The following is a 19,943-nucleotide window of genomic DNA, read 5'->3' on the forward strand; positions in this document are numbered from 1 at the left end:
TGGTTGCGGACAAGACCAAAGCGCGGTTGGGCTGCGCCCAGGCCGTACGGGGACAGACCGAGGCCCTTCCTCGGGCTATAGAGCCCTTCGGAGCGCGCCTGCGGCGCGGAAGGCGGTTCGGTGGCTCTGGCGTCAGTCGGGTGCCGTCTTGACTGGTGGTGGCGCGGGGGTGTTTGGTCGGGCACCTGGGTGAGGGGAGGGATGCGGTGACCGCGTCCAAGTCGCTGCGCGCCTTGCGCGAGGCGATCGTGTTGGAGCACCTGGAGGCCGAGAACGAGGGGGAGTTCGAGGGCGCCGTCGGGGTGTTCGACCACGCTCGGTGGGAGGTGATGGCCACCGGCGAGGTGATCGAGGGGCGGGCCGCGGTGGTGGGGTACTACGAGCGGGTCGTCGCCGCGGGGCCTCGGCTGTCGAGTCGGGTCGTCTCGTTGCACCACGCCGAAGGGGCCGTGATCGTCGAACTGCGGCTCGACGGGGACGGCGTCGGCGGGCGCAGCGGGGTGTTCTTCCTGTTCGACGGGGCCCGACTGGTCGGCAAGCGGGTGTACGGCGGGTGGGAAGAGAAGAGCCGCCACCCCGTTGCCGGGATGGCGGCTCCGCTGCTATCCGATGGAAATCGGACCTAGGTCAGACCGGTCGAACCGCCTGCGCCTGCGGGCCCTTCTGGCCCTGGCCGATCTCGAACTCCACCCGCTGGTTCTCCTCCAGCGTGCGGTAGCCCGTGGACTGGATCTCCGAGTAGTGCACGAACACGTCGGCGCCACCGTTGTCCGGGGAGATGAAGCCGAAGCCCTTCTCCGCGTTGAACCACTTTACGGTGCCTTGAACTGCCATCTTGCTACTTCTCCTCTAACAGGTGCCGGATCGCGCTTGCGACCACCGGGTCCGTTGGGGCGTGGAGCCCCTCCCGTCGAGGAAGATCTACGCCCGCAACTCCGATCCGCGAGCGTGGTGGAACACGAACACAGATAGGTACGACCGAACACAGTCAACCACGCCAACCCCGCGGCAGTCGAGCAGCAGAGTGCGGCGAGTCGGACTGCTACCGTGGGCGAAGACGCGATCACAGGGGGTTTCCGCCATGTCCGAACCCGTTCTGGTGACCATCGCCGCTTCGCTCGCCTCCCGCGCCTTCGCCGGCCTGTACGCGCTGGTCCGGGCCAAGTTCGCCGACGACCCCGAGGCCACCGCCGCGCTCACCGCCGCCGAGGGCGCCGCCCCCGACTCGCCGCAGGTCGCGGCGCTGAGCGAGGTGCTGCGGAGGGCCGAAGCCGAGGACGCCGCGTTCGGTGACCGGCTCCGCCGGGAACACGAACGGGTGACCGTCCGCCAGACCGGTCGGGTCAACAACCACGTGACCGGGAACCCCACCGGACCGGTGGTGCAAGCGGGCGAGATCAACGGGGGCATCACCTTCAAGTAGGCCGGTCGAGTGAAGATGGAGGGGTGTTCTCGACCCTCCACCTCCCGCAGACCCGGTTGCTGTTCTTCTTCCTCGGCCTGGTCGTCACGTTCGTCCTGATCAGGATCAGCGTGCGGATGATCCGGGCCAAGGTCCGGTGGTGGCCGGGCAACATCACCCCGGGCGGCACGCACATCCACCACGTCGTCCCCGGCACGGTCTTCATGCTGGTCGGCGGCGTGACGGGGCTCGCCGTGCCGGACGAGGAGCACGGCTGGCGGGTGGCCGCGTCGGCGTTGCTGGGCGTGGGCGCGGCGCTGGTGCTGGACGAGTTCGCGCTGATCCTGCACCTGCGGGACGTGTACTGGGAGAAGGACGGCCGGCTGTCGGTGGACGCGGTGTTCCTCGCCATCGGCATGACGGGCCTGCTGCTGCTGGGCGCCCGGCCGCTGGGGTACGACGAGTTCTACGGCGAGGGCGTGTGGGTCCGGGTCGTGATCATCCTGGTCAACCTGGGCTTCGCCATCGTCGCGCTGCTCAAGGGCAAGGTGTGGACCGGGCTGCTGGGCCTCCTGGTGCCGGTCCTGCCCGAGATCGGCGCGCTGCGGCTGGCACGACCCGGGTCACCGTGGGCGCGCTGGCGGTACACCGAAGGCTCGCGCAAGCTGCGCCGCGCTTACCGGCGCGAGGCGCGCGTGCGGCAGCCGCTGATCCGGGCGAAGATCCGGTTCCAGGAGTTCATCTCGGGCCGGCACGACGGCGACTGAGCCGCCGGGCGGTCGCGGGGGCGGCTGGACCCAGGTCGATGATCCCGCCGGCCGGCGCCCCAACGCCACTACACTCGACACCAGCACCGCCCCCGACCTGCTCACACCGCAGTCCACGACGTACGAACGCGCGAGAAACGCTTCGGGCGGCAGCGGCCGAGTCCACTGCCCGGATGGAACGGATTCCAGTTGGTGCCGCAGTACGAGTACTTCGCCGTCGTCACGCCGGCCCGTCCACGGCCGGAGGACCCCGGGGTGATGCTCCGCCGGTGGGTGGACGAGAACGGGCAGGTGCGCGAGGAGTCGTTCATGACCCAGCTGGCCTGGGTGCCCAGCTCGGTGTTGACCAGCTCGGCGGTCAGCAGCTCCGACGTGCACCGGGTGGACGAGCAGGCAGCGGTGCGGTTCGAGAACGCGGTGCGCGACCAGGTCAGCAGGGGTGTGACCTTCGACGGCAGGCCGTACTCCTACCTCGCCTGGCTGGACGGATCCACCGTGGACGATCCCAGTGGCGTGCTCCGCACGTGGACGACCGAGCACGGAGGCGAACGGGAGGAGCGGTACCACCCGGGCACGGGCTGGCGGGACAGCTACATCCGCGAGGACTGGCAGCGCGGGCGCTACGACGGCACGTTCGAGCCGATCGACCGCGCCACGGCCGAGCGGATCATCGAGCGCTGGGAACGCCGCCAACCCCCAGCGGTGAGCTGACCGGCGCCGGACGGCCACGGCGCCCACGGGACACGGCCTAGCCGAACCGCCTGCTGATCCAGCGGTCCGGGCGGCCGGTGAACAGGACGAACGTGCCCGCCGGGTGCGCGATCTCGGCCTCGGCGAACTCGCGCGCCGCGTCCTCGGGCATGTACCGGGCGGCGACGGCGACCACGTCCTCCACCTCCGGCTTGCGCTCGGTGCGGACGACCGTGCACTCCGCCGTGACGTACGTGTACGGCGGCTCGGGGCGTTGCACGCACAGGCTGAACGCGCCCGTCTCGGCCAACAGGCGGGTCTTGCGCGCCCTGCGGCCCTGGGTGCCGGTGAAGAAGCTGATCAGCCCGTCGCGGTGGGCGTAGAAGACGGGGACGGTCAGCGGCGGGCGGTCCGGCGCGGCGATGGTCAGCACGGCCACGTGGGGTTCGGCGAGGAACGCGTCGCGCTCGGCGGCGGTGAGTTCCACGGGTCAGCTCCCGTACTCGTCGCGCGGGCGCAGCCACGCCATGGTCGGGGTCTGCGGCCACCCCTCGGGCGAGTCCTCCCAGGTCTCCTGGCGCCCGTACGGGGTGAGGTCGAGGAGGTTGAAGTCCAGCCGCAGGCGGTCCACGCCGCGCGCGGTCGTGTAGTAGGTGTAGAAGACCTCGTCGCCGTCGCGCAGGAACACGCTCAGCCGGAACCCGCCCGTCAGGCCGATCTCGGTGTAGAAGGCGGGGTCGGCGGAGTACCACGGCACGGTCCAGCCGAACCGGTCGCGCACGGCGTCGATCTCGGCGCGGGGCGCGCGGGACATCAGCACCAGCGTGGTGTCGCGGGCGTTGAGGTGCGATTGGTCGGCGATGTTGTCGGTGAACGACGTGCAGCCGCCGCACACCCAGTCCTGGCCGGGTTCGAGCATGTGGTGGTAGACGACCAGCTGGCGGCGGCCGGCGAACACGTCGGCGAGGCCGACCGGCGAGCTGTCCGGCGCGGTGAAGCGGTGGTCGGCGGACACGCGGACCGCCGGCAGCCGGCGGCGGGTGGCGGCCAGGGCGTCCAGCTCCCGGGTCAACTCCTTCTCGCGCACCAGCAGGTCGTCCAACGCCGCCTGCCACTGGTCCCTCGACACGACGTCCGGGCGGTTCATGGTTCCTCCGATTCGAGTTCCTTGAGGGAACCGTATCAGGAGTCGGTTCCCTGAGGGAACCCGTACGCGTAGACTCGGGTGGGTGCAGCGGACTGACTTCGGGACCATGGCGTGCTCCATCGCGCGCACGCTCGACGTGATCGGCGAGCCCTGGTCGCCGCTGATCCTGCGGGACGTCTACGCGGGCATCAACCGGTTCGACCGGATCCAGGAGGACCTCGGGATCTCCCGCAAGGTGCTCACCGAACGCCTCAAGTGGCTGGTGGAGCGCGAAGTGCTGGAACGGCGCGAGTACGCGACCAACCGCTACGAGTACGCGCTCACCGAACGCGGCACCGAGCTGGTCGACGTGCTGATGGTGATGGTGCGGTGGGGCGACCGGTGGGTCTCCCCCGACGGCCCGCCCGTGCTCTACCGGCACCACGCGTGCGGGCAGGTCAGCCACGTCGAGCTGACCTGCCCGCACTGCGGCGGCCCGATGACCGCGAAGGACATCGACCTGCTGGCCGGTCCCGGGTCTAGTTGACCAGGATGCCCAGCTCGTCGCACACCGGCCGGACGTCGCCCGCGCACAGGTCCACGGACTTCACCACGCTCTCGGCCACCAGCCGCCGCACGTCGGCCTTGGTGATCAGGTCCGCGCCGAGCAGCACCGACTTCACGTCCCGGCGCGACACCAGGTCGCGGGTGTTGCCGGTGGCCAGGTCGTCCGCGCCGCTGATGTCCCCGCGCGCCACCGCGATCGCCAGCCGCGCCGCCGCCTCCGCCTCGTCCCGGATCGGCTTGTAGACGGTCATGCACTGGTCGCCGCGCAGCACCGCGCGCAGCCCCTCCAGCGTGGCGTCCTGACCGGTCACCGGCACCTTGCCCGCGAGCCCGCGCGCCTTGAGCACCTCGATCACCGCGCCCGCGAGGCCGTCGTTGGCGGCGACCACGCCGTCCACCTTGCCGCCGTTGTCGTCCAGGATCTGCTCGAAGACTGCCTTGCCCCGCACCGGGTCCCACTGGTCGATCGCCTGGCTCTTGACCAGCCTGAGCGCGCCGGCGTCGTACTTGGGCCCCAGCTTGCGGCGCTGGCCGTCGGCGAACAGGGTCGCGTTGTTGTCCGTCGGCGCGCCCTGGATCTCGATGATCTGCGCGCCCGGCTTGTTCCCCAGGCACCTCAGCAGGCCCTCGGCCTGGAGTTCGCCGACGTTGAGGTTGTCGAAGGAGACGTAGTAGTCGGCCTGGCCGCCCAGGCTGATCCGGTCGTAGTTGATGACCGGGATGTTCGCCTGCTTGGCCTTGCGCTCGACGGTCGCGCCGCCCTCGGTGCTCAACGGCGTGGTCATCAGGACCTTCACGCCGCGCTGGATCATGTCGTCGGCGATGCTCTGGAACTTCTTCTCGTCGCCCTCGGCGTTCTCGATCAGCGGCGTGATGCCGGCGAAGTTGAACGCGGACTCCAGCAGCGGGCGGTCCTGCTCCTCCCAGCGGTCCGACGAGTCGCGGTCGGGCAGGATCACGCCGACCACCGGCTTGTCGCCCGGCTGGAGCGGCGCGACCGGCTCCGGCCCGCCGGCGGGCTTGCGGTCCACCCCGCACGCCGCCGCGGTCAGGACGAGCACGGCGCAGCACACCACTCCGCGTAGTCTTCGCATTCGCCAACCCCTTGCGCGGACCGACCGCCGATCGGTGGATCGAAACAGAATGGCCGATTCCATCTCCCGCGACGCCGCTTCGTCAAGACGTAGCAACGCCTTGGTGCCAAATGGTCCGCACCAATCGTTGGTCGGCCTTCGGGGAAGATCGAACGCGCAGGTCGGATCGTTACCAAAACACAGGATGTAACTGCTCGCGCACAAACGATTACGGTGCTCACTGACTACGAATGACGGCTACCGGCGTTCGGATTTGTTTGCCAGGGTGTCGCCCGACCCATACCCCCTCCGGGTCTGTGAGGAGACACGCGTGAGAACACGCAGAATCGTTCCCTCGGCGTTGGTGGTGGCGACCACCGCCGCGCTGCTGACGACCGGGACACAGCCCGCGGCCGGTCAGCCGGGCACCGCCGACTTCACCGTGGTCGTCGAGGACGGCGCGAGCACCGACGCGGCCAAGGCCGCCGTGGCCGCCGCCGGTGGTCGGGTCCTCGCCGAGAACGCCGCCGTCGGCACCCTGACCGTCAAGGCGCCCGCCGCCGGTTTCGTGCAGCGCGTCTCCGCCTCCGACGCGGTGCTCGGCGCGACCGGCCTCAAGCCGCTCGGCGCGGCCCCCACCGACACCCCGGGCAACCGGGAGTGGCGCGTCGTGGAACGCGAGCACCTCGGCGCGGCGGCCCAGTCCCCGTCGCCCGCGAAGTCCCCCGACGCCACGGCCGGCATGGACCCGCTCGACGACGCCCTGTGGGGCCTCAAGCTGGTCCGCTCCGACAAGGCCCGCGCCCGGCAGGCCGGCGACAAGCGCGTCTACGTCGGCATCCTCGACACCGGCGTCGACGGCACCCACCCGGACATCGCGCCGAACTTCAACCGCGAGCTGTCCCGCAACTTCACCATCGACATCCCCTCCGACCCCAACGGCAACGAGGTCGACGGCCCCTGCGAGTTCCGCGGCTGCGTCGACCCCGACGACCACGACGACAACGGCCACGGCACCCACGTCGCGGGCACGATCGGCGCGGCGGCCAACGGCTTCGGCATCTCCGGTGTCGCGCCGAACGTGTCCCTGGTCAACATCCGCGGCGCCCAGGACTCCGGCTACTTCTTCCTCCAGCCGGTCGTGGACGCGATCACCTACGGCGCCGACATCGGCCTCGACGTGATCAACATGTCGTTCTACATCGACCCCTGGTACATGAACTGCCTGGACCACCCGGCCGACAGCCCGCAGGCGCGGCTGGAGCAACGGGCCACCATCACGGCCGTGCAGCGGGCGCTGAACTACGCCCACCGCAAGGGCGTGACGCTGATCGCGGCCGGCGGCAACAACCACGAGGACCTGGGCAACCCGCGCACCGACGCGGCCAGCCCGAACTACCCGGCGGGCACGAACTACCCGCGCGCCATCGACAACAGCAAGTGCCTGCACCTGCCGACCGAGGGCGAGCACGTCATCTCGGTGTCCTCGCTCGGCCCGTCGCTGGCCAAGGCCGACTACTCGAACTGGGGCACGGAGCAGACCGACCTGTCCGCCCCCGGCGGCTGGTTCCGCGACGGCTTCGGCACCCCGTGGTACCGGACCAACGAGAACCTGATCCGGTCGACCTACCCGCGCAACGTGGCGCTGGCCGAGGGCAACATCGACGAGGCCGGCAACGTGACCGCGAAGGGCCAGTCGGCCGGCGTCGCGAAGTACTGCGCGGGCACGTCCTGCGGCTACTACCAGTACCTCCAGGGCACCTCGATGGCCGCGCCGCACGCGGCCGGCGTCGCGGCCCTGGTGGTCAGCGAGTACGGCAAGAAGGACCGCGCCCACCCGGGCACCCTGACCCTGTCCCCGGACAAGGTCGAGAAGGTCCTCCTCAAGACCGCGACCCAGCGCGCCTGCCCGTTCCCGCGCACGGTCTCCTACGAGCGGGAAGGCCGCTCGGCGGAGTTCACGGCGACCTGCGAGGGTGACGCCCGGTTCAACGGCTTCTACGGCCACGGCATCGTGGACGCGTACGGAGCGGTGACCCGGGGCGGCAGCCACATCTGACCGATGAGCGAGAGCCCCCGCCCGGTGTCGGGCGGGGGCTCTCTTCACGTGCTCAGCCCAGTGCGGTGCCCAGGGCCTGCCAGTCCAGCACCGGCGCGGCCAGGTCGCGGATCGACGCCAGCAGGCCCAGGCGGGCCTTGCGGACCTCCGGGTCCTCGGCCATCACCAGCACCTCGTCGAAGAAGGTGTTCACCGGCCCGGTCAACCCGCTCGCCGCCGCCACGAACGCCGCCAGCCCGGCACCCTCGAACGACACCTCCGCCAGCGCCTTGTGCAGCGCCACCTCGGCCGGCTCGCCCAGCACACCGGCGTCGTAGTCCGGCGCGGTCTCGGCGGGCACGATCCGCCGCACCCGCTGGAGAGCGGCGACCAGCGCGGCGAAGTCCTCCGACCCGGCCAGCGACGTCAGCTCCGCCAACGTCTCGTCGGCCTGGGCCGGGGCGTCGGCCAGCGGCAGGACCGCGTTGACGAAGCGGTGGTCGTGGCCGGCGTCCAGCAGTTGCTGCTCGTACCGCCGCACGGCGAACTCGCGCGCGTTCTCCAACGCCTCCGCCGAGACGTCCAAGTCCTGCGCGGCGAGGGAAAGCGCCTTGGTCAGCGTGATGTCGCGCAGCTCCGGGAACGCCCGCAGCACGCTCACCGCGCCCAGCGCCGCCCGCCGCAACCCGAACGGGTCGGAGCTGCCGGTCGGGTTGGCCCCGATGCCGAACAGGCCCGCGAGCAGGTCGAACCGGTCCGCCAGCGACAGCAGCGCGCCGGCCCGGGACGCGGGCAGCGCGTCGCCCGCCGAGCGGGGCAGCTCCATCTCGTACAGGGCCTGCGCGACCTCGGCCGGCTCGCCCGCGCGCGCCGCGTACTCGCGGGCCATCACGCCGGCCAGGCTGGACAGCTCGATCACCATCTGCGAGCCCAGGTCGAACTTGGCCAGCTCGCCCGCGCGGGTCAGCGTGTCGTCCGCGCCGCCGACGACGTCGGCCAACCGGCCCGCCAGCACCGCGATCCGCCCGGCCCGGTCGGCCATCGACCCGAGCTTGTCGGCGAACGTCAGCTTCTCCAGGCCCGCCTTCAGGTCCGCCAACGGCGTGCGCAGGTCGGCCCGCCAGAAGAACGCCGCGTCCTCGTACCGGGCGCGCAGCACGGCCTCGTTGCCGCGGCGCACCAGGTCCGCGTCGACGGACCCGTTGGCCACCGCGACGAAGTGCGGCAGCAGCGAGCCGTCCTCCGCGCGCACCGGCAGGTAGCGCTGGTGCTTGCGCATGACCGTGGTCAGGATCTGCTGCGGCAGTTCGAGGTACTTGGCGTCGAACGACCCCAGCAACGGGGTCGGCTGCTCGACCAGGTTGGTCACCTCGTCCAGCACGCCCTCGAAGTCCACGACACCGCCGACGGACTTGGCCAGTTCGGCCGCGCGCTCCACGACCACGTCCCGGCGCACCGCGGCGGACGCCGTGATCCCGTGCTGTGCCAGGAACTCCAGGTAACCGTCCGCGGTGGACACTGCCACCACCGGCGACTCGGCGGTGCGGTGCACGCCGGTCGTGGTGCCGGAGACCAGCGCCGACACGCCCACCGGCACCGGCGTGGCGCCCAGCAGCGCGAGCAGCCAGCGGATCGGGCGGGTGAACGACAGCTTCGGGTCGTTCCACTTCATGTTCTTCTCGGCGCGCAGCTCCGCCACGACCGACGCGAGCAGCGTCCCGAGCACCTCGACCGCGCCGCCGCCCGGGACGGTCTTGACCACGGCGACGTGCTCGACGCCGTTCTCCACCACCCGGGACAGGTCGGCCACGGCCACGCCCTGCCCGCGCGCGAAGCCCTGCGCGGCCTTGGTGGGCGCGCCGTCGGCGTCGAACGCGGCGGACACGCGCGGTCCGCGCATGGTCTTCTCGGCGTCGGGCTCGCGCGGCGACACCTCGGGCACCAGCACGACGATCCGGCGCGGCGTGCCGTGCACCTGCACCTCGCCGTGGGTGAGGCGGGTCGCGGCGAGCTTCTCGGTCACGGCCGCGCGCACCGCCTCGACGGTCCGGGTGACCTCGGCGGGCGGCAGTTCCTCGGTGCCGATCTCGAACAGCAGCGTCTCGGGCCCGTCGGTGGCGCCGGCGGCGGGCAGTTCGGGCGCGGCCGGCGGCTCCACCAGGCCCAGCGGGTGGCCCAGCTCCTCCCGGCGCGCGGCCCACAGCTGCGCGACCTCGCGCGCCAGCCCCCGCATGCGGGCGAACGCGCGGGCCCGCTCGGTGGTGCTGATCGCGCCGCGCGCGTCGAGGACGTTGAAGGTGTGCGAGCACTTCAGCACGTAGTTGTGCGCCGGCACGGGCAGGCGGGCGTCGAGCATGCGCCGCGCCTCGGACGCGTACTCCTCGAACAGCCGCTTGTTGGCCTCGACGTCGGCGTCGTCCAGGTAGTAGCGGGACATCTCGTACTCGGCCTGGCCGAACGCCTCGCCGTAGGAGATGCCGGGCGCGTAGGCGATGTCCTTGAAGTGGTCCACGCCCTGCAACGCCATCATGATGCGCTCGATGCCGTAGGTGATCTCCACCGACACCGGGTCCAGCGACATGCCGCCGGCCTGCTGGAAGTAGGTGAACTGGGTGATCTCCAGCCCGTCCAGCCACACCTCCCAGCCCAGGCCCCACGCGCCCAGCGCGGGCGAGGCCCAGTTGTCCTCGACGAACCGCACGTCGTGGGCGCGCACGTCGATGCCGAGCGCTTCGAGGCTGCCCAGGTACAGCTCCTGCGGGTCGCCCGGGTCGGGCTTGAGGATGACCTGGAACTGGGTGTGGGTCTGGAGGCGGTTGGGGTTCTCCCCGTACCGGGCGTCGTCGGGCCGCACGCTGGGCTCGACGTAGGCCACCCGCCACGGCTCGGGGCCGAGGACGCGCAGCACGGTCGCCGGGTTGAGGGTGCCCGCACCGACCTCGGTGTTGTACGGCTGCACGACGATGCAGCCCCGTTCGGTCCAGTACCTGGTCAGCGCCAGCAGCGCGTCCTGCATCGTGAGCACGGGGTGAAGTCTACGAACGGGGCACCGGGACCCTCACGGTCGGGTTACTTCACTGGTCACCGACTGTCAAGACCCGGTATCACCTCGTCGGGATGTGGGGCTGTGCCACCCTGTGGGCAACCCCAGAGGGCACCGGCGCGTCCACCAGGGCAAGTCCGGGGAAAAGGGAGGAGCGCGAGTGGACAACCGGCCGCCGAGGCCGGGCGAACCCGAAGGGTTCCGCCGGCGACCCGCGCCCCCTCGCGCACCGCACCCCCCGCGCGCGGCGGGCGACCCGCGCCGCGCCCCCGCGGACCCGCCCCGCCCGCCCCGCTCCGAGAACCGTGGCGAACCCCACAACCGCACCCCGGAGCCACCGCGCGCGAACCACGACGCCGCTCGGGGTGACGCACCCCGCCGCGACCCACGCGCCGGCCAGGACGTCCCGCCACGCCGCCCCCAGCCGGGCGACCCGCGCGGCGGCACCCCGCGCGGCAGCGACCAGCGCGGCGGCACTTCCCGCAGCGCCGACGCCCGCGGCACGACACGCGGCAACGACTCCCGCAGCGCCGCTCGCGGCGAGGACCCGCGCGGCGCAACCGGGCGCGACGCCGGCGGGCGCAGTGCGGCCGGACGTGAGGCAGGCGGGCGTGGCGTGGCCGGCCGCAGCGCAGCCGGCGGTGAGGCAGGCGGGCGCGGCGCAACCGGGCGCGAGGCAGCCGGACGTGAGGCAGGCGGGCGCAGTGCGGCCGGCCGCAGCGGCGACCCGCGCAGCACCCCCGGCCGCAGTGCCGACCAACGCAGTGCCGACCAACGCCGCGCCGACCAACGCCGCGCCGACCAGCGCGGTGCCGCCGCCCGTGGCGAAGGCCGGTCTGCTCGGGCCGGTGCCGAGAGCCGCCCCGCGCGTGCCGGTGACGCTGCCCGCACCACCGCCCGCGCGGGTGCCGAAGGTGTCGGCAGGCGGCCCGGCAGCGGCCCGGCGCGGGCCGAGACCGCCCAGGCCGGAGCGCGCCCCCGTCCCACCCAGCGCCCGCCGGCCCGGCGCACCGCCCCCCGCCGCGGGCCGGTCAAGAGCGGGAACCTGGTCGGCCGCACGGTGGTCGCCTTCTTCTCCGTCGCCGTGCTCCTCGGCACCGGCTACGCGTGGGCGAACTTCCAGTCCCTCGCCAACAACCTCACCACCACCGACGTCATCGGCGCGGACGGTGGCGGCGAGCGGCCCGCGGACGGGTCCATCGACATCCTCATGGTCGGCATGGACGCCCGCACCGACGCCAAGGGCAACCCGCTCCCCCAGCACATCCTCGACGAGCTCCAGGCCGGCGACGAGAGCGCGGGCGGCCTGAACACCGACACGATCATCCTCATGCACATCCCGAACGACACCGGCAAGGCCGTCGCCGTGTCGTTCCCCCGCGACTCCTACGTCAAGATCGCGGGCGGCTACGGGCGGCACAAGATCAACTCCGCGTACGGCTACGGCAAGAACGACGCCGTCGCGGACCTGCAGAAGAAGGGCGTCACCGACCCGGCCCAGGTGGAGCAGGAGTCGAAGAAGGCGGGCGCGAAGAACCTCATCCAGACCGTCCAGGACCTCACCGGCGTCACCATCGACCACTACGCCGAGATCAACCTGGTCGGCTTCTACGACATCACCAAGGCCGTCGGCGGCGTGGACGTCTGCCTCAACCAGGCCACCGAGGACGAGTACTCCGGCGCGGACTTCGCCAAGGGCCCGCAGACCATCCAGGGCCGCGACGCGCTCGCGTTCGTCCGCCAGCGCTACGGCCTCCTGCGCGGCGACCTCGACCGGATCGTCCGCCAGCAGGTGTTCATGGCGGGCCTGGCGAAGAAGATGCTGTCGGCGGGCACGCTGTCCGACCCGACCAAGCTGCGCGCCCTCATCGACGCGCTGACCAAGTCGATCGTGCTGGACAAGGGCTGGGACGTGCTGAAGTTCGCCACCCAGATGAAGGACCTGTCCGGCGGCAACATCAAGTTCGAGACGATCCCGACCGGCAACCCGGAACTGGTCACGCCCGAGGACGGCACGGCCATCGAGATCAACGAGTCCGAGGTCAAGCGGTTCTTCAAGAACCTGGGCAAGGAGCCCACCGGCACGTCCACCGCGCCGAGCGTGGACCCGTCGACCGTCACCGTCGAGGTGCGCAACGCCTCGGGCTCGGGCGGCCTGGCCGGTCGGGTGCTGGACGCGCTGGTGGCGAAGAAGTTCGTCTCCGGCGGTGCGGCCAACGCCGACACCCCGATGGCGAAGTCCGTGGTGCGCTACGGCCAGGGCGGCGAGGCGGGCGCGCAGGCCGTCGCCGACGCGCTGGGCGGGCTCGACATCGAGCAGGACGACGACATCCCGGCGGGCCGGGCGCGGGTGTTCGTCGGCAGCGACTACTCCGGTCCGGGCACGCAGAACCTCGCGGGCGCGCCGCTGGTCGGCCTCGACGGGGCGCGGCGGGCCCAGCCCGGCACCAGCACCACCGAGGAGCCGCCGATCACGGCCGACGGGGTGCGCTGCGTCAACTGAGTCACGACCTGGGGGTAGGCATGGGGGCGTTCATCCGGCGGATCCGCTGGCGGCGGGTGCTGGTGGCGGCGGCGTTGGCGGCGGTGCTGGCGGCGGTGCCGCTGGTGTGGGTGCGGGTGTCCAGCGCGCCCTACCGGCACGCCGCGGCGGACGTGCCGGAGACGCCCGTCGCCCTCGTGCTCGGCGCGGGGCTGCGCGGCGGGCGGCCGACGCCGTTCCTGGCCGGCCGGCTGGACGTCGCCGCGGACCTGCACCGGGCGGGCAAGGTCAAGGTGCTGCTGGTCAGCGGCGACAACAGCCGCGCGGACTACGACGAGCCCACCGCGATGCGCGACTACCTGGTGGCCAAGGGCGTCCCGGCGGACCTGGTCGTGGCGGACTACGCGGGCCTGGACACGTGGGACTCGTGCACGCGGGCCAAGCGCATCTTCGGCGTCACCAGGCTGACCGTGGTGACGCAGGAGTTCCACCTGCCGCGCGCGGTCGCGCTGTGCCGGTCGGCCGGGCTGGAGGCGTTCGGCGTGGGCCACGACACGTCCCGCCAGTGGGCGTCCACGACGGCGTACGGGCACTTCCGCGAGGCGTTCGCGAGCGGCAAGGCGATGTGGGACGGGCTCGTGGCCAAGCCTGACCCGCGGTTCCTCGGACCCCTGGAAACCGGCGTGACCAGCGCACTTGAGCGCTGAAGGACTACTGAGAGTACTACTCGGTTCGCCCGATCGGGGGATAATCCGGGCAAGTCGCGTAAGCGGACGCGCAGTCGTGCTTTCCATTCGCGTGGGGTCGGTCGGGGCCCCCGCGGACATGGAGGACTTGACGGTGCAGATCGACACAGCGGCGTACCAGCGCGTGCTCGGTGATGAGCTCCGCAGTCTTCGCAAGCAGCGCGGCTGGACCCGCAAGGAGCTCAACCGCAGGCTCCAGAGCGACATCTCGCTGCAGACCCTCGCCACCTACGAGCTGGGCACCCGGCAGTGCTCGGTGGTGCGGCTGGTGGAGATCTGCGTCGCGCTCGGCGTGCCCGCGCACCACGTCCTGGCCCGCGTGCACGACCGCGTGTTCGGCGACGCCCCCGCCGGGCACCTGGCGGTCAACCTGGCCGCCGTGGTCACCGACCACCGCCCCCAGCTGCTGCCGCTGCGCCGCTGGGCCCAGGGCCGGCTGCACCAGTTGACCCCCGGCCAGTCCCCGGAGGTCCACCTCGACCTGCCGGCGCTGGAGTACATGGCCCAGTTGTGCCAGCTCAGCACGGTGGACCTGATCAGGACCCTGCGGGAGCTGGACGGCGGGCGGCCCCGGTAGCATCGGCGGCAACCCTCCCCACCCCACCGACGCGGGAAGTCGCTTGCCGAACACTCCTGGTGCAGACCCAGCCCGCCTGCCGCTGCGCACCGCGGCGGCCGTGCGACTGGGCAACATGAGCTCGAAGCTGTCGCAGAAGATGGGCCTGGGCGCGGGCGGCATGATCGGTGGCCGCGTGGCGCTCAAGCTCGACCCGCAGGCGCTGGCGCACCTGACCGCCGGCCGCCGGGTCGCGCTGGTCACCGGCACCAACGGCAAGACGACGAGCACGATGATGCTCGCGCGCGCCGTCTCCGCCCTGGGCCGGGTCGCCACCAACCACGGGGGCGCGAACATGCCCGACGGGCACGTCACGGCGCTGTCCAAGCAGCCGGACGCGCCGTTCGCCGTGCTGGAGGTGGACGAGGGGTACTTCCCCGAGGTCTGCCGCGCCAGCACGCCCGCGGTCGCCGTGCTGCTGAACCTCTCGCGCGACCAGCTCGACCGGGTCGGCGAGGTCCGCACCATCGAGAAGTCGCTGCGCACGGCGCTGGCCGGCGTGCCCGGCGTGGTCGTGGCCAACTGCGACGACATCATGGTGACCTCCGCGGCCCGCGACGCGCGCGAGGTCGTCTGGGTGGCGACCGGCACGGGCTGGCACAACGACGCGGCGTCCTGCCCGCGCTGCGGCGACCCGATCCGCTGGGAGGGCGAGCACTGGCACTGCACCGGCTGCGACCTGGCCCGGCCCAAGCCGGACTGGGTGACCGGTGACGGCCACCTGGTGACGCCGACCGGCGAGAAGCTCGACCTGACGCTGCGGCTGCCGGGCAAGTTCAACGCGGCCAACGCGGTGATGGCGACGGCGGCGGCGTTCGCGCTGGGCGTGCCGGTGGCCGAGGCCGTCGAGCGGCTGCGCGCGGTGTCCAACGTCGCGGGCCGGTACCGGACGATCCAGCGCAGCGGCCACCGGGCGCGGCTGCTGCTGTCGAAGAACCCGGCGGGCTGGAGCGAGACGCTCAACGTCGTGCGCGAGGCCGACCACCCGGCCGTGCTGGTGATCAACGCGCAGGAGGCCGACGGGCGCGACCTGTCGTGGCTGTGGGACGTGCCGTTCGAGCGGTTGCGCGGCCGGCAGGTCATCGCGTCCGGCGAGCGGGCGACCGACCTGGCCGTGCGCCTGACCTACGCGGAGGTCGAGCACACGATCGTGCCCGACCCGCTGAAGGCGATCGACGCGATGCCGCCGGGCGCGGTGGAGGTCATCGCCAACTACACCGCTTTCCGCGACCTGAACGCGAGGGCCGCCCAGTGAGTGCGTCCAAGGTTTCCATCGCCCTGGTGCTGCCGGACCTGCTCGGCACGTACGGCGACTTCGGCAACGCCGTGGTGCTGGAGAAGCGCATGGCGTGGCGCGGCATCCCGGCGGAGATCGTGACGATCCGGTTCGGCGAGCCGGTGCCGGACTCGTGCGACATCTACGTGGTGGGCGGCGGCGAGGACACGGCGCAGACCCTGGCCGTGCGGCACCTGCGCGAGCACCCGGGCATGCAGCGGGCGGCGGCGCGCGGCGCCGTGATCCTGGGTGTGTGCGCGGGCATCCAGATCTTCGGCGAGTCGTTCACGCGGGCCGACCAGGTGACCCACCCGGGTCTGGGCCTGATCGACTCGACGTCGCACGCCGGGGGCAGCCGGGCGATCGGCGAGGTCATCGCGACCCCGGCGGACGGCCTGTTCGAGGGCCTGCTGACCGGCTTCGAGAACCACCAGGGCCGCACGGTGCTGGGCCCGTCGGCGCGGCCGTTGGCGCACGTGAAGGTGGGGACGGGCAACGACGGCTCGGTGGAGGGCGCGGTGCAGGGGCGGATCCTGTGCACCTACCTGCACGGCCCGGTCCTGCCGCGCAACCCGGCGCTGGCCGACTTGCTGATCGAGTGGGCGACCGGCGCCAAGCCCGCGCCGCTCGACCTGCCGGCCGTGACCCAGCTCCGCGCGGAACGCGCGAAGGCCGCCGGCGTCTGAGCCACTGACCCGGCCGGGACGATCGCGCTGCGGGACAGCGCGATCGTCCGACAGCCGCGCGCCGACAGCCGCGCGCCGGCAGCCGCCGCCCGGCAGCCGCAGCCGGGCGGGCTCAGGCGGGCACTCGGTCCCGTCGGGCGCGGGTCAGGGTGTAGTCCTCGGCTCGCACGGTCTTCGTGCGCATCCAGTAGCGCCACGTGAAGCCCGGCCACACGGTCCGGTTGATGCCCTGCGCGTCCAGGTACCAGCTCTTGCAGCCGCCCTCGGTCCACACGCCCTTCGTCAGCTTCCGCTGCAACCGCCGGTTGAACCTCGCCTGCACGTCCGGCCGCACGTCCAGCTCGTCCGCGTGGTGGCGGTCCAGCAGCTCCAGGCACTGGCGGACGTAGCGGATCTGGGACTCGATCATGAAGACGACCGAGTTGTGGCCCAGGCCGGTGTTCGGGCCGAGCAGGAAGAACAGGTTCGGGAAGCCCGAGACGGTGATGCCGTAGTAGGTCTCGATCCCCTTCTCCCGCCACTGCTTGGCCAGGTCCACCCCGCCCTTGCCCTGGATGTCCAGGTAGTCGAAGCTGTCCACCACGTGGAACCCGGTGCCGTAGATGATCGTGTCGACCTCGTGCTCCACGCCCGCCCGGTCCACGATGCTGTGCGCCCGCACCTCCGCGATGCCGTCGGTGGTCAGGTCCACGTTCGGCTTGGACAGCGCCGGGTAGTAGTCGTTGGAGATCAGCACCCGCTTGCAGCCCATCGTGTAGTCCGGCGTGAGCTTCGCCCGCAGCTCGCGGTCGGGCACCTGGGAGCGCATGTGGCGCTTGGCGATGTTCTGCGCGAACTCCATGATCTTCGGGTTCACCGCGAACCCCAGGGCGCTGGACTCGCGCGTCCAGTACACGAAGTTCCGGTACAGCCGCTGCGCGCCGGGCACGGCCCGGAAGACCCGCTGCTCCCACGACCGGATCGAGCGGTCCATCTTGGGCATGATCCACGGCGGCGTGCGCTGGAAGATCGTCAGGTGCTCGACGTCGTCGGCGATGCGGGGCACGAACTGGATGGCCGACGCGCCCGTGCCCACCACGGCGACCCGCTTGCCGCGCAGGTCGTGGTCGTGGTCCCACTCGGCGGAGTGGAAGGCCTTGCCCTGGAAGTTCTCGATGCCCGGCAGCGCCGGGACGTTCGGGATGTGCAGCGCGCCGACGCCGGCGACGACCGCCTTGGCGGTGTAGGTGTCGCCCTGCTCGGTCGCGACGTGCCAGACCTTGGCGTCCTCGTCCCACCGCGCGCCGGAGACCTTGGTGTTGAAGCGGATGTGCTCGCGCAGCCGGTACTTGTCGGCCACCTGCTTGAGGTACGCCCAGATCTCCGGCTGGCGCGCGAACATCCGCGACCACTTCGGGTTCAGCTCGAACGAGTACGAGTACATGTGCGACGGGACGTCGCACGCGCAGCCGGGGTAGGAGTTGTCCCGCCAGGTGCCGCCCAGGTCGCTCGCCTTTTCGAGCACGACGAAATCGTGCTCGCCGGTCCGCTTCAGCTCGATCGCCATGCCCAGGCCGGAAAAGCCCGTGCCCACGACCAGGACCTTGACCTCTCGGTGCATCCCGACCTCCTCGTCCGGCTACATACTCCCCAGTAGGTTACTCGAAGTAAGTTACCTCCGGTAGTCTCCAGTTCGTGACCACCACGGAGGAGCCGCGCCGCAAGCGGATGCCCAAGGCGCAGCGCAAGGCGCAGATGCTCGACATCGCCGAGCAGGTCTTCGCCGAACGCGGCTACCTCGCGGCGTCCATGGACGAGATCGCCGAACGCGTGGGCGTGTCCAAGCCGATGCTCTACGAGTACTTCGGCTCCAAGGAGGGCCTGCTCATCGGGTGCATCCACCGGGCGCGCACCGAGCTGCTCGACCGCACCCAGCAGGCGATCTCCGGGGCGACGACACCGGAGGAGATCCTGCGGCTGGGCCTGCTCGCGTTCTTCGAGTTCATCGGCGAGCACAAGCAGGCGTGGGCGTTGCTGCGGCAGGAGGCGGCGGTGACCGTGCCGTCGGCCGTGGAGGAGATCGAGGGCATCCGGCGGCAGCAGACGGACCTCATCGCGGCCGTGATCGGCAGCTTCGACACCGACATCGACGTGGTCGAGGCGGAGGCGTTCGCGGAGATCGTGGTCGGCTCGACCGAGCGCCTCGCGCTGTGGTGCGAGCGCCGGCCCGAGGTGGGACCCGCGCTCGCCACCACCTACGTCATGGAGGTCGTCTGGCGGGGCGTGGCCAACCGGATCACGGGGTGAGCACGACCTTCAACGCGCTGCGGTCGTCCATCGACCGGTAGCCGTCGGCGACCTCGTCCAGCGGGAGCGTCCGGTCGAACACCGGCGACGGGTCGAGCCGACCGGCCAGCACGTCGGCCATCAGCTCGGGCAGGTAGTTGCGGACCGGCGCGAGGCCGCCCGCGATGCCGATGTTGCGCGGGAACAGCTTGCCGGTGGGCAGGTTCGGGGCCTGGTGCGGGACGCCGACGTAGCCGATCCGGCCGCCGTCGCGGACCAGGCCGATGGCGGTCGTCCAGGACTCCTCGGTGCCCACGCACTCCAGGACGACGGGCGCGCCCAGCCCGCCGGTCAGCTCGCGGACCCGGGCCACCGCCTCCTCGCCGCGCTCGGGCACCTGGTCGGTCGCGCCGAACAGCCGGGCCACCTCGGCGCGGTCCTCGTGCCGGCCCAGCGAGATGATCCGCTCGGCGCCCAGCCGCTTGGCCGCGAGGACGCCGCACAGCCCCACCGCGCCGTCGCCGACGACCGCGACCGTCGCGCCGGGCGCGGCGCCGGCCGAGACCGCCGCGTGGTGCCCGGTGCCCATGACGTCGGACAGCGCGAGCAACGCGGGCAGCAGGGCGGTGTCGACGTCTTCGGGGACCCGCACCAACGTGCCGTCGGCGAACGGGACGCGCACCGCCTCGCCCTGCCCGCCGTCGGACGTGCCGGACCCCCAGAAGCCGCCGTCGCGGCACGACGTCGGCAGGCCCTGCACGCAGTACGCGCAGGTCCCGTCGCTCCACACGAAAGGCGCGATGACGCGGTCGCCGGGCTTGACGGAGGTGACCTCCGGGCCGACCTCGACGACCTCGCCGACGAACTCGTGCCCGATCCGCTGGCCCGGCGCGCGCTTGGCGACCCCGCGGTAGGCCCACAGGTCGCTGCCGCAGATGCACGCCAGTTCGACCTTGACCACGGCGTCGTGCGGGTCGCGCACGGCGGCGTCCGGCACCTGCTCGACGCGGATGTCCTTGGGTCCGTGGATGGTCGTCGCCCGCACGGGGCCTCCTCGCGGCGTAGCAGGGGTCGGGTGCGGCCATCCTCGCAAGGTGGGCGGTGTTTCGTCAGTACGGGTTTCACCCCCCGCGCGAGCGCGTGCGGTGACCCGGCGGGACCGGCCG

General features: G+C 72.0%; 19 protein-coding genes. 12 read left to right on the forward strand and 7 right to left on the reverse strand.

Annotated elements, in window-relative coordinates; all coding sequences use genetic code 11:
• The first annotated feature begins 206 nt into the window (after positions 1–206).
• Positions 207–626 (forward strand): nuclear transport factor 2 family protein, encoded by a 420-nt coding sequence (locus ABD126_RS31140; protein ID WP_343937722.1) that lies wholly within the window; start codon positions 207–209, stop codon positions 624–626.
• 1 nt (position 627) lies between these two features.
• Here the strand turns inward: ABD126_RS31140 and ABD126_RS31145 are convergent, their stop codons facing one another.
• Positions 628–834 (reverse strand): cold-shock protein, encoded by a 207-nt coding sequence (locus ABD126_RS31145; RefSeq protein ID WP_343937724.1) that lies wholly within the window; start codon positions 832–834, stop codon positions 628–630.
• 247 nt (positions 835–1,081) lie between these two features.
• Here ABD126_RS31145 and ABD126_RS31150 point away from each other — a divergent pair, with 247 nt between their 5' ends.
• From ABD126_RS31150 to ABD126_RS31160, 3 genes are all read left to right on the forward strand, one after another.
• Positions 1,082–1,423 (forward strand): hypothetical protein, encoded by a 342-nt coding sequence (locus tag ABD126_RS31150; RefSeq protein WP_343937726.1) that lies wholly within the window; start codon positions 1,082–1,084, stop codon positions 1,421–1,423.
• A gap of 23 nt (positions 1,424–1,446) precedes the next feature.
• Positions 1,447–2,169: a hypothetical protein gene (locus tag ABD126_RS31155; RefSeq protein WP_343937728.1), complete on the forward strand. Its 723-nt coding sequence runs from the start codon at positions 1,447–1,449 to the stop codon at positions 2,167–2,169.
• A 192-nt stretch (positions 2,170–2,361) separates the two neighbouring features.
• Positions 2,362–2,880, forward strand: a complete 519-nt coding sequence (locus tag ABD126_RS31160) for a hypothetical protein (RefSeq protein ID WP_343937730.1) — start codon at positions 2,362–2,364, stop codon at positions 2,878–2,880.
• 37 nt (positions 2,881–2,917) lie between these two features.
• Here the strand turns inward: ABD126_RS31160 and ABD126_RS31165 are convergent, their stop codons facing one another.
• Positions 2,918–3,346 (reverse strand): pyridoxamine 5'-phosphate oxidase family protein, encoded by a 429-nt coding sequence (locus tag ABD126_RS31165; RefSeq protein WP_343937732.1) that lies wholly within the window; start codon positions 3,344–3,346, stop codon positions 2,918–2,920.
• A 3-nt stretch (positions 3,347–3,349) separates the two neighbouring features.
• Positions 3,350–4,006, reverse strand: a complete 657-nt coding sequence (locus ABD126_RS31170; RefSeq protein ID WP_343937734.1) for a DUF899 domain-containing protein — start codon at positions 4,004–4,006, stop codon at positions 3,350–3,352.
• Positions 4,007–4,088: 82 nt separating this feature from the next.
• Between ABD126_RS31170 and ABD126_RS31175 the strand changes: the two genes are divergently transcribed.
• Entirely contained in the window at positions 4,089–4,532 is a 444-nt protein-coding gene (locus ABD126_RS31175) for a winged helix-turn-helix transcriptional regulator (protein WP_343937736.1), read from the forward strand.
• Here the strand turns inward: ABD126_RS31175 and ABD126_RS31180 are convergent.
• On the reverse strand, positions 4,525–5,646 hold the full coding sequence (locus ABD126_RS31180; protein WP_343937738.1) for a sugar ABC transporter substrate-binding protein: 1,122 nt from the start codon (positions 5,644–5,646) through the stop codon (positions 4,525–4,527). The two genes, ABD126_RS31175 and ABD126_RS31180, sit on opposite strands and share 8 nt — an antisense overlap.
• 310 nt (positions 5,647–5,956) lie before the next feature.
• Here ABD126_RS31180 and ABD126_RS31185 point away from each other — a divergent pair, with 310 nt between their 5' ends.
• Positions 5,957–7,684 carry a S8 family serine peptidase gene (locus ABD126_RS31185; protein WP_343937740.1) on the forward strand — a complete coding sequence of 576 codons (1,728 nt, stop codon included), beginning with the start codon at positions 5,957–5,959 and terminating at the stop codon, positions 7,682–7,684.
• 52 nt (positions 7,685–7,736) lie between these two features.
• Here ABD126_RS31185 and ABD126_RS31190 read toward each other — a convergent pair whose 3' ends face one another.
• Positions 7,737–10,679, reverse strand: a complete 2,943-nt coding sequence (locus ABD126_RS31190) for a glycine--tRNA ligase (protein WP_343937806.1) — start codon at positions 10,677–10,679, stop codon at positions 7,737–7,739.
• Between the two features lie 1,087 nt (positions 10,680–11,766).
• On the opposite strand from ABD126_RS31190, the gene ABD126_RS31195 reads away from it, so the two are divergent.
• The 5 genes from ABD126_RS31195 to ABD126_RS31215 all read left to right on the forward strand — a co-directional run bounded on the left by ABD126_RS31195 (position 11,767) and on the right by ABD126_RS31215 (position 16,512).
• Positions 11,767–13,209 (forward strand): LCP family protein, encoded by a 1,443-nt coding sequence (locus tag ABD126_RS31195; protein WP_343937742.1) that lies wholly within the window; start codon positions 11,767–11,769, stop codon positions 13,207–13,209.
• A gap of 20 nt (positions 13,210–13,229) precedes the next feature.
• On the forward strand, positions 13,230–13,895 hold the full coding sequence (locus tag ABD126_RS31200) for a SanA/YdcF family protein (RefSeq protein ID WP_343937744.1): 666 nt from the start codon (positions 13,230–13,232) through the stop codon (positions 13,893–13,895).
• A 133-nt stretch (positions 13,896–14,028) separates the two neighbouring features.
• The gene (locus tag ABD126_RS31205) at positions 14,029–14,511 is read left to right on the forward strand and encodes a helix-turn-helix domain-containing protein (protein WP_343937746.1); all 483 of its coding nucleotides are present in this window, start codon (positions 14,029–14,031) and stop codon (positions 14,509–14,511) included.
• Positions 14,512–14,626: 115 nt separating this feature from the next.
• A complete protein-coding gene (locus ABD126_RS31210; protein WP_343937748.1) occupies positions 14,627–15,805 on the forward strand; it encodes a Mur ligase family protein in 1,179 nt (392 codons plus the stop codon).
• Positions 15,802–16,512 (forward strand): type 1 glutamine amidotransferase, encoded by a 711-nt coding sequence (locus ABD126_RS31215; RefSeq protein WP_343937750.1) that lies wholly within the window; start codon positions 15,802–15,804, stop codon positions 16,510–16,512. The genes ABD126_RS31210 and ABD126_RS31215 overlap by 4 nt, the downstream gene beginning before the upstream one ends.
• A gap of 112 nt (positions 16,513–16,624) precedes the next feature.
• Here the strand turns inward: ABD126_RS31215 and ABD126_RS31220 are convergent, their stop codons facing one another.
• Positions 16,625–18,112: a flavin-containing monooxygenase gene (locus ABD126_RS31220; RefSeq protein ID WP_343937752.1), complete on the reverse strand. Its 1,488-nt coding sequence runs from the start codon at positions 18,110–18,112 to the stop codon at positions 16,625–16,627.
• A gap of 74 nt (positions 18,113–18,186) precedes the next feature.
• Here ABD126_RS31220 and ABD126_RS31225 point away from each other — a divergent pair, with 74 nt between their 5' ends.
• The gene (locus ABD126_RS31225; RefSeq protein WP_343937754.1) at positions 18,187–18,798 is read left to right on the forward strand and encodes a TetR/AcrR family transcriptional regulator; all 612 of its coding nucleotides are present in this window, start codon (positions 18,187–18,189) and stop codon (positions 18,796–18,798) included.
• Here the strand turns inward: ABD126_RS31225 and ABD126_RS31230 are convergent.
• Positions 18,788–19,822, reverse strand: coding sequence for a zinc-dependent alcohol dehydrogenase family protein (locus ABD126_RS31230; protein ID WP_343937756.1), 1,035 nt, complete (start codon positions 19,820–19,822; stop codon positions 18,788–18,790). The genes ABD126_RS31225 and ABD126_RS31230 overlap by 11 nt on opposite strands.
• Between the last annotated feature and the right edge of the window lie 121 nt (positions 19,823–19,943).

The organism is Saccharothrix mutabilis subsp. mutabilis, from assembly GCF_039521145.1.
Lineage (GTDB): Bacteria > Actinomycetota > Actinomycetes > Mycobacteriales > Pseudonocardiaceae > Actinosynnema > Actinosynnema mutabilis.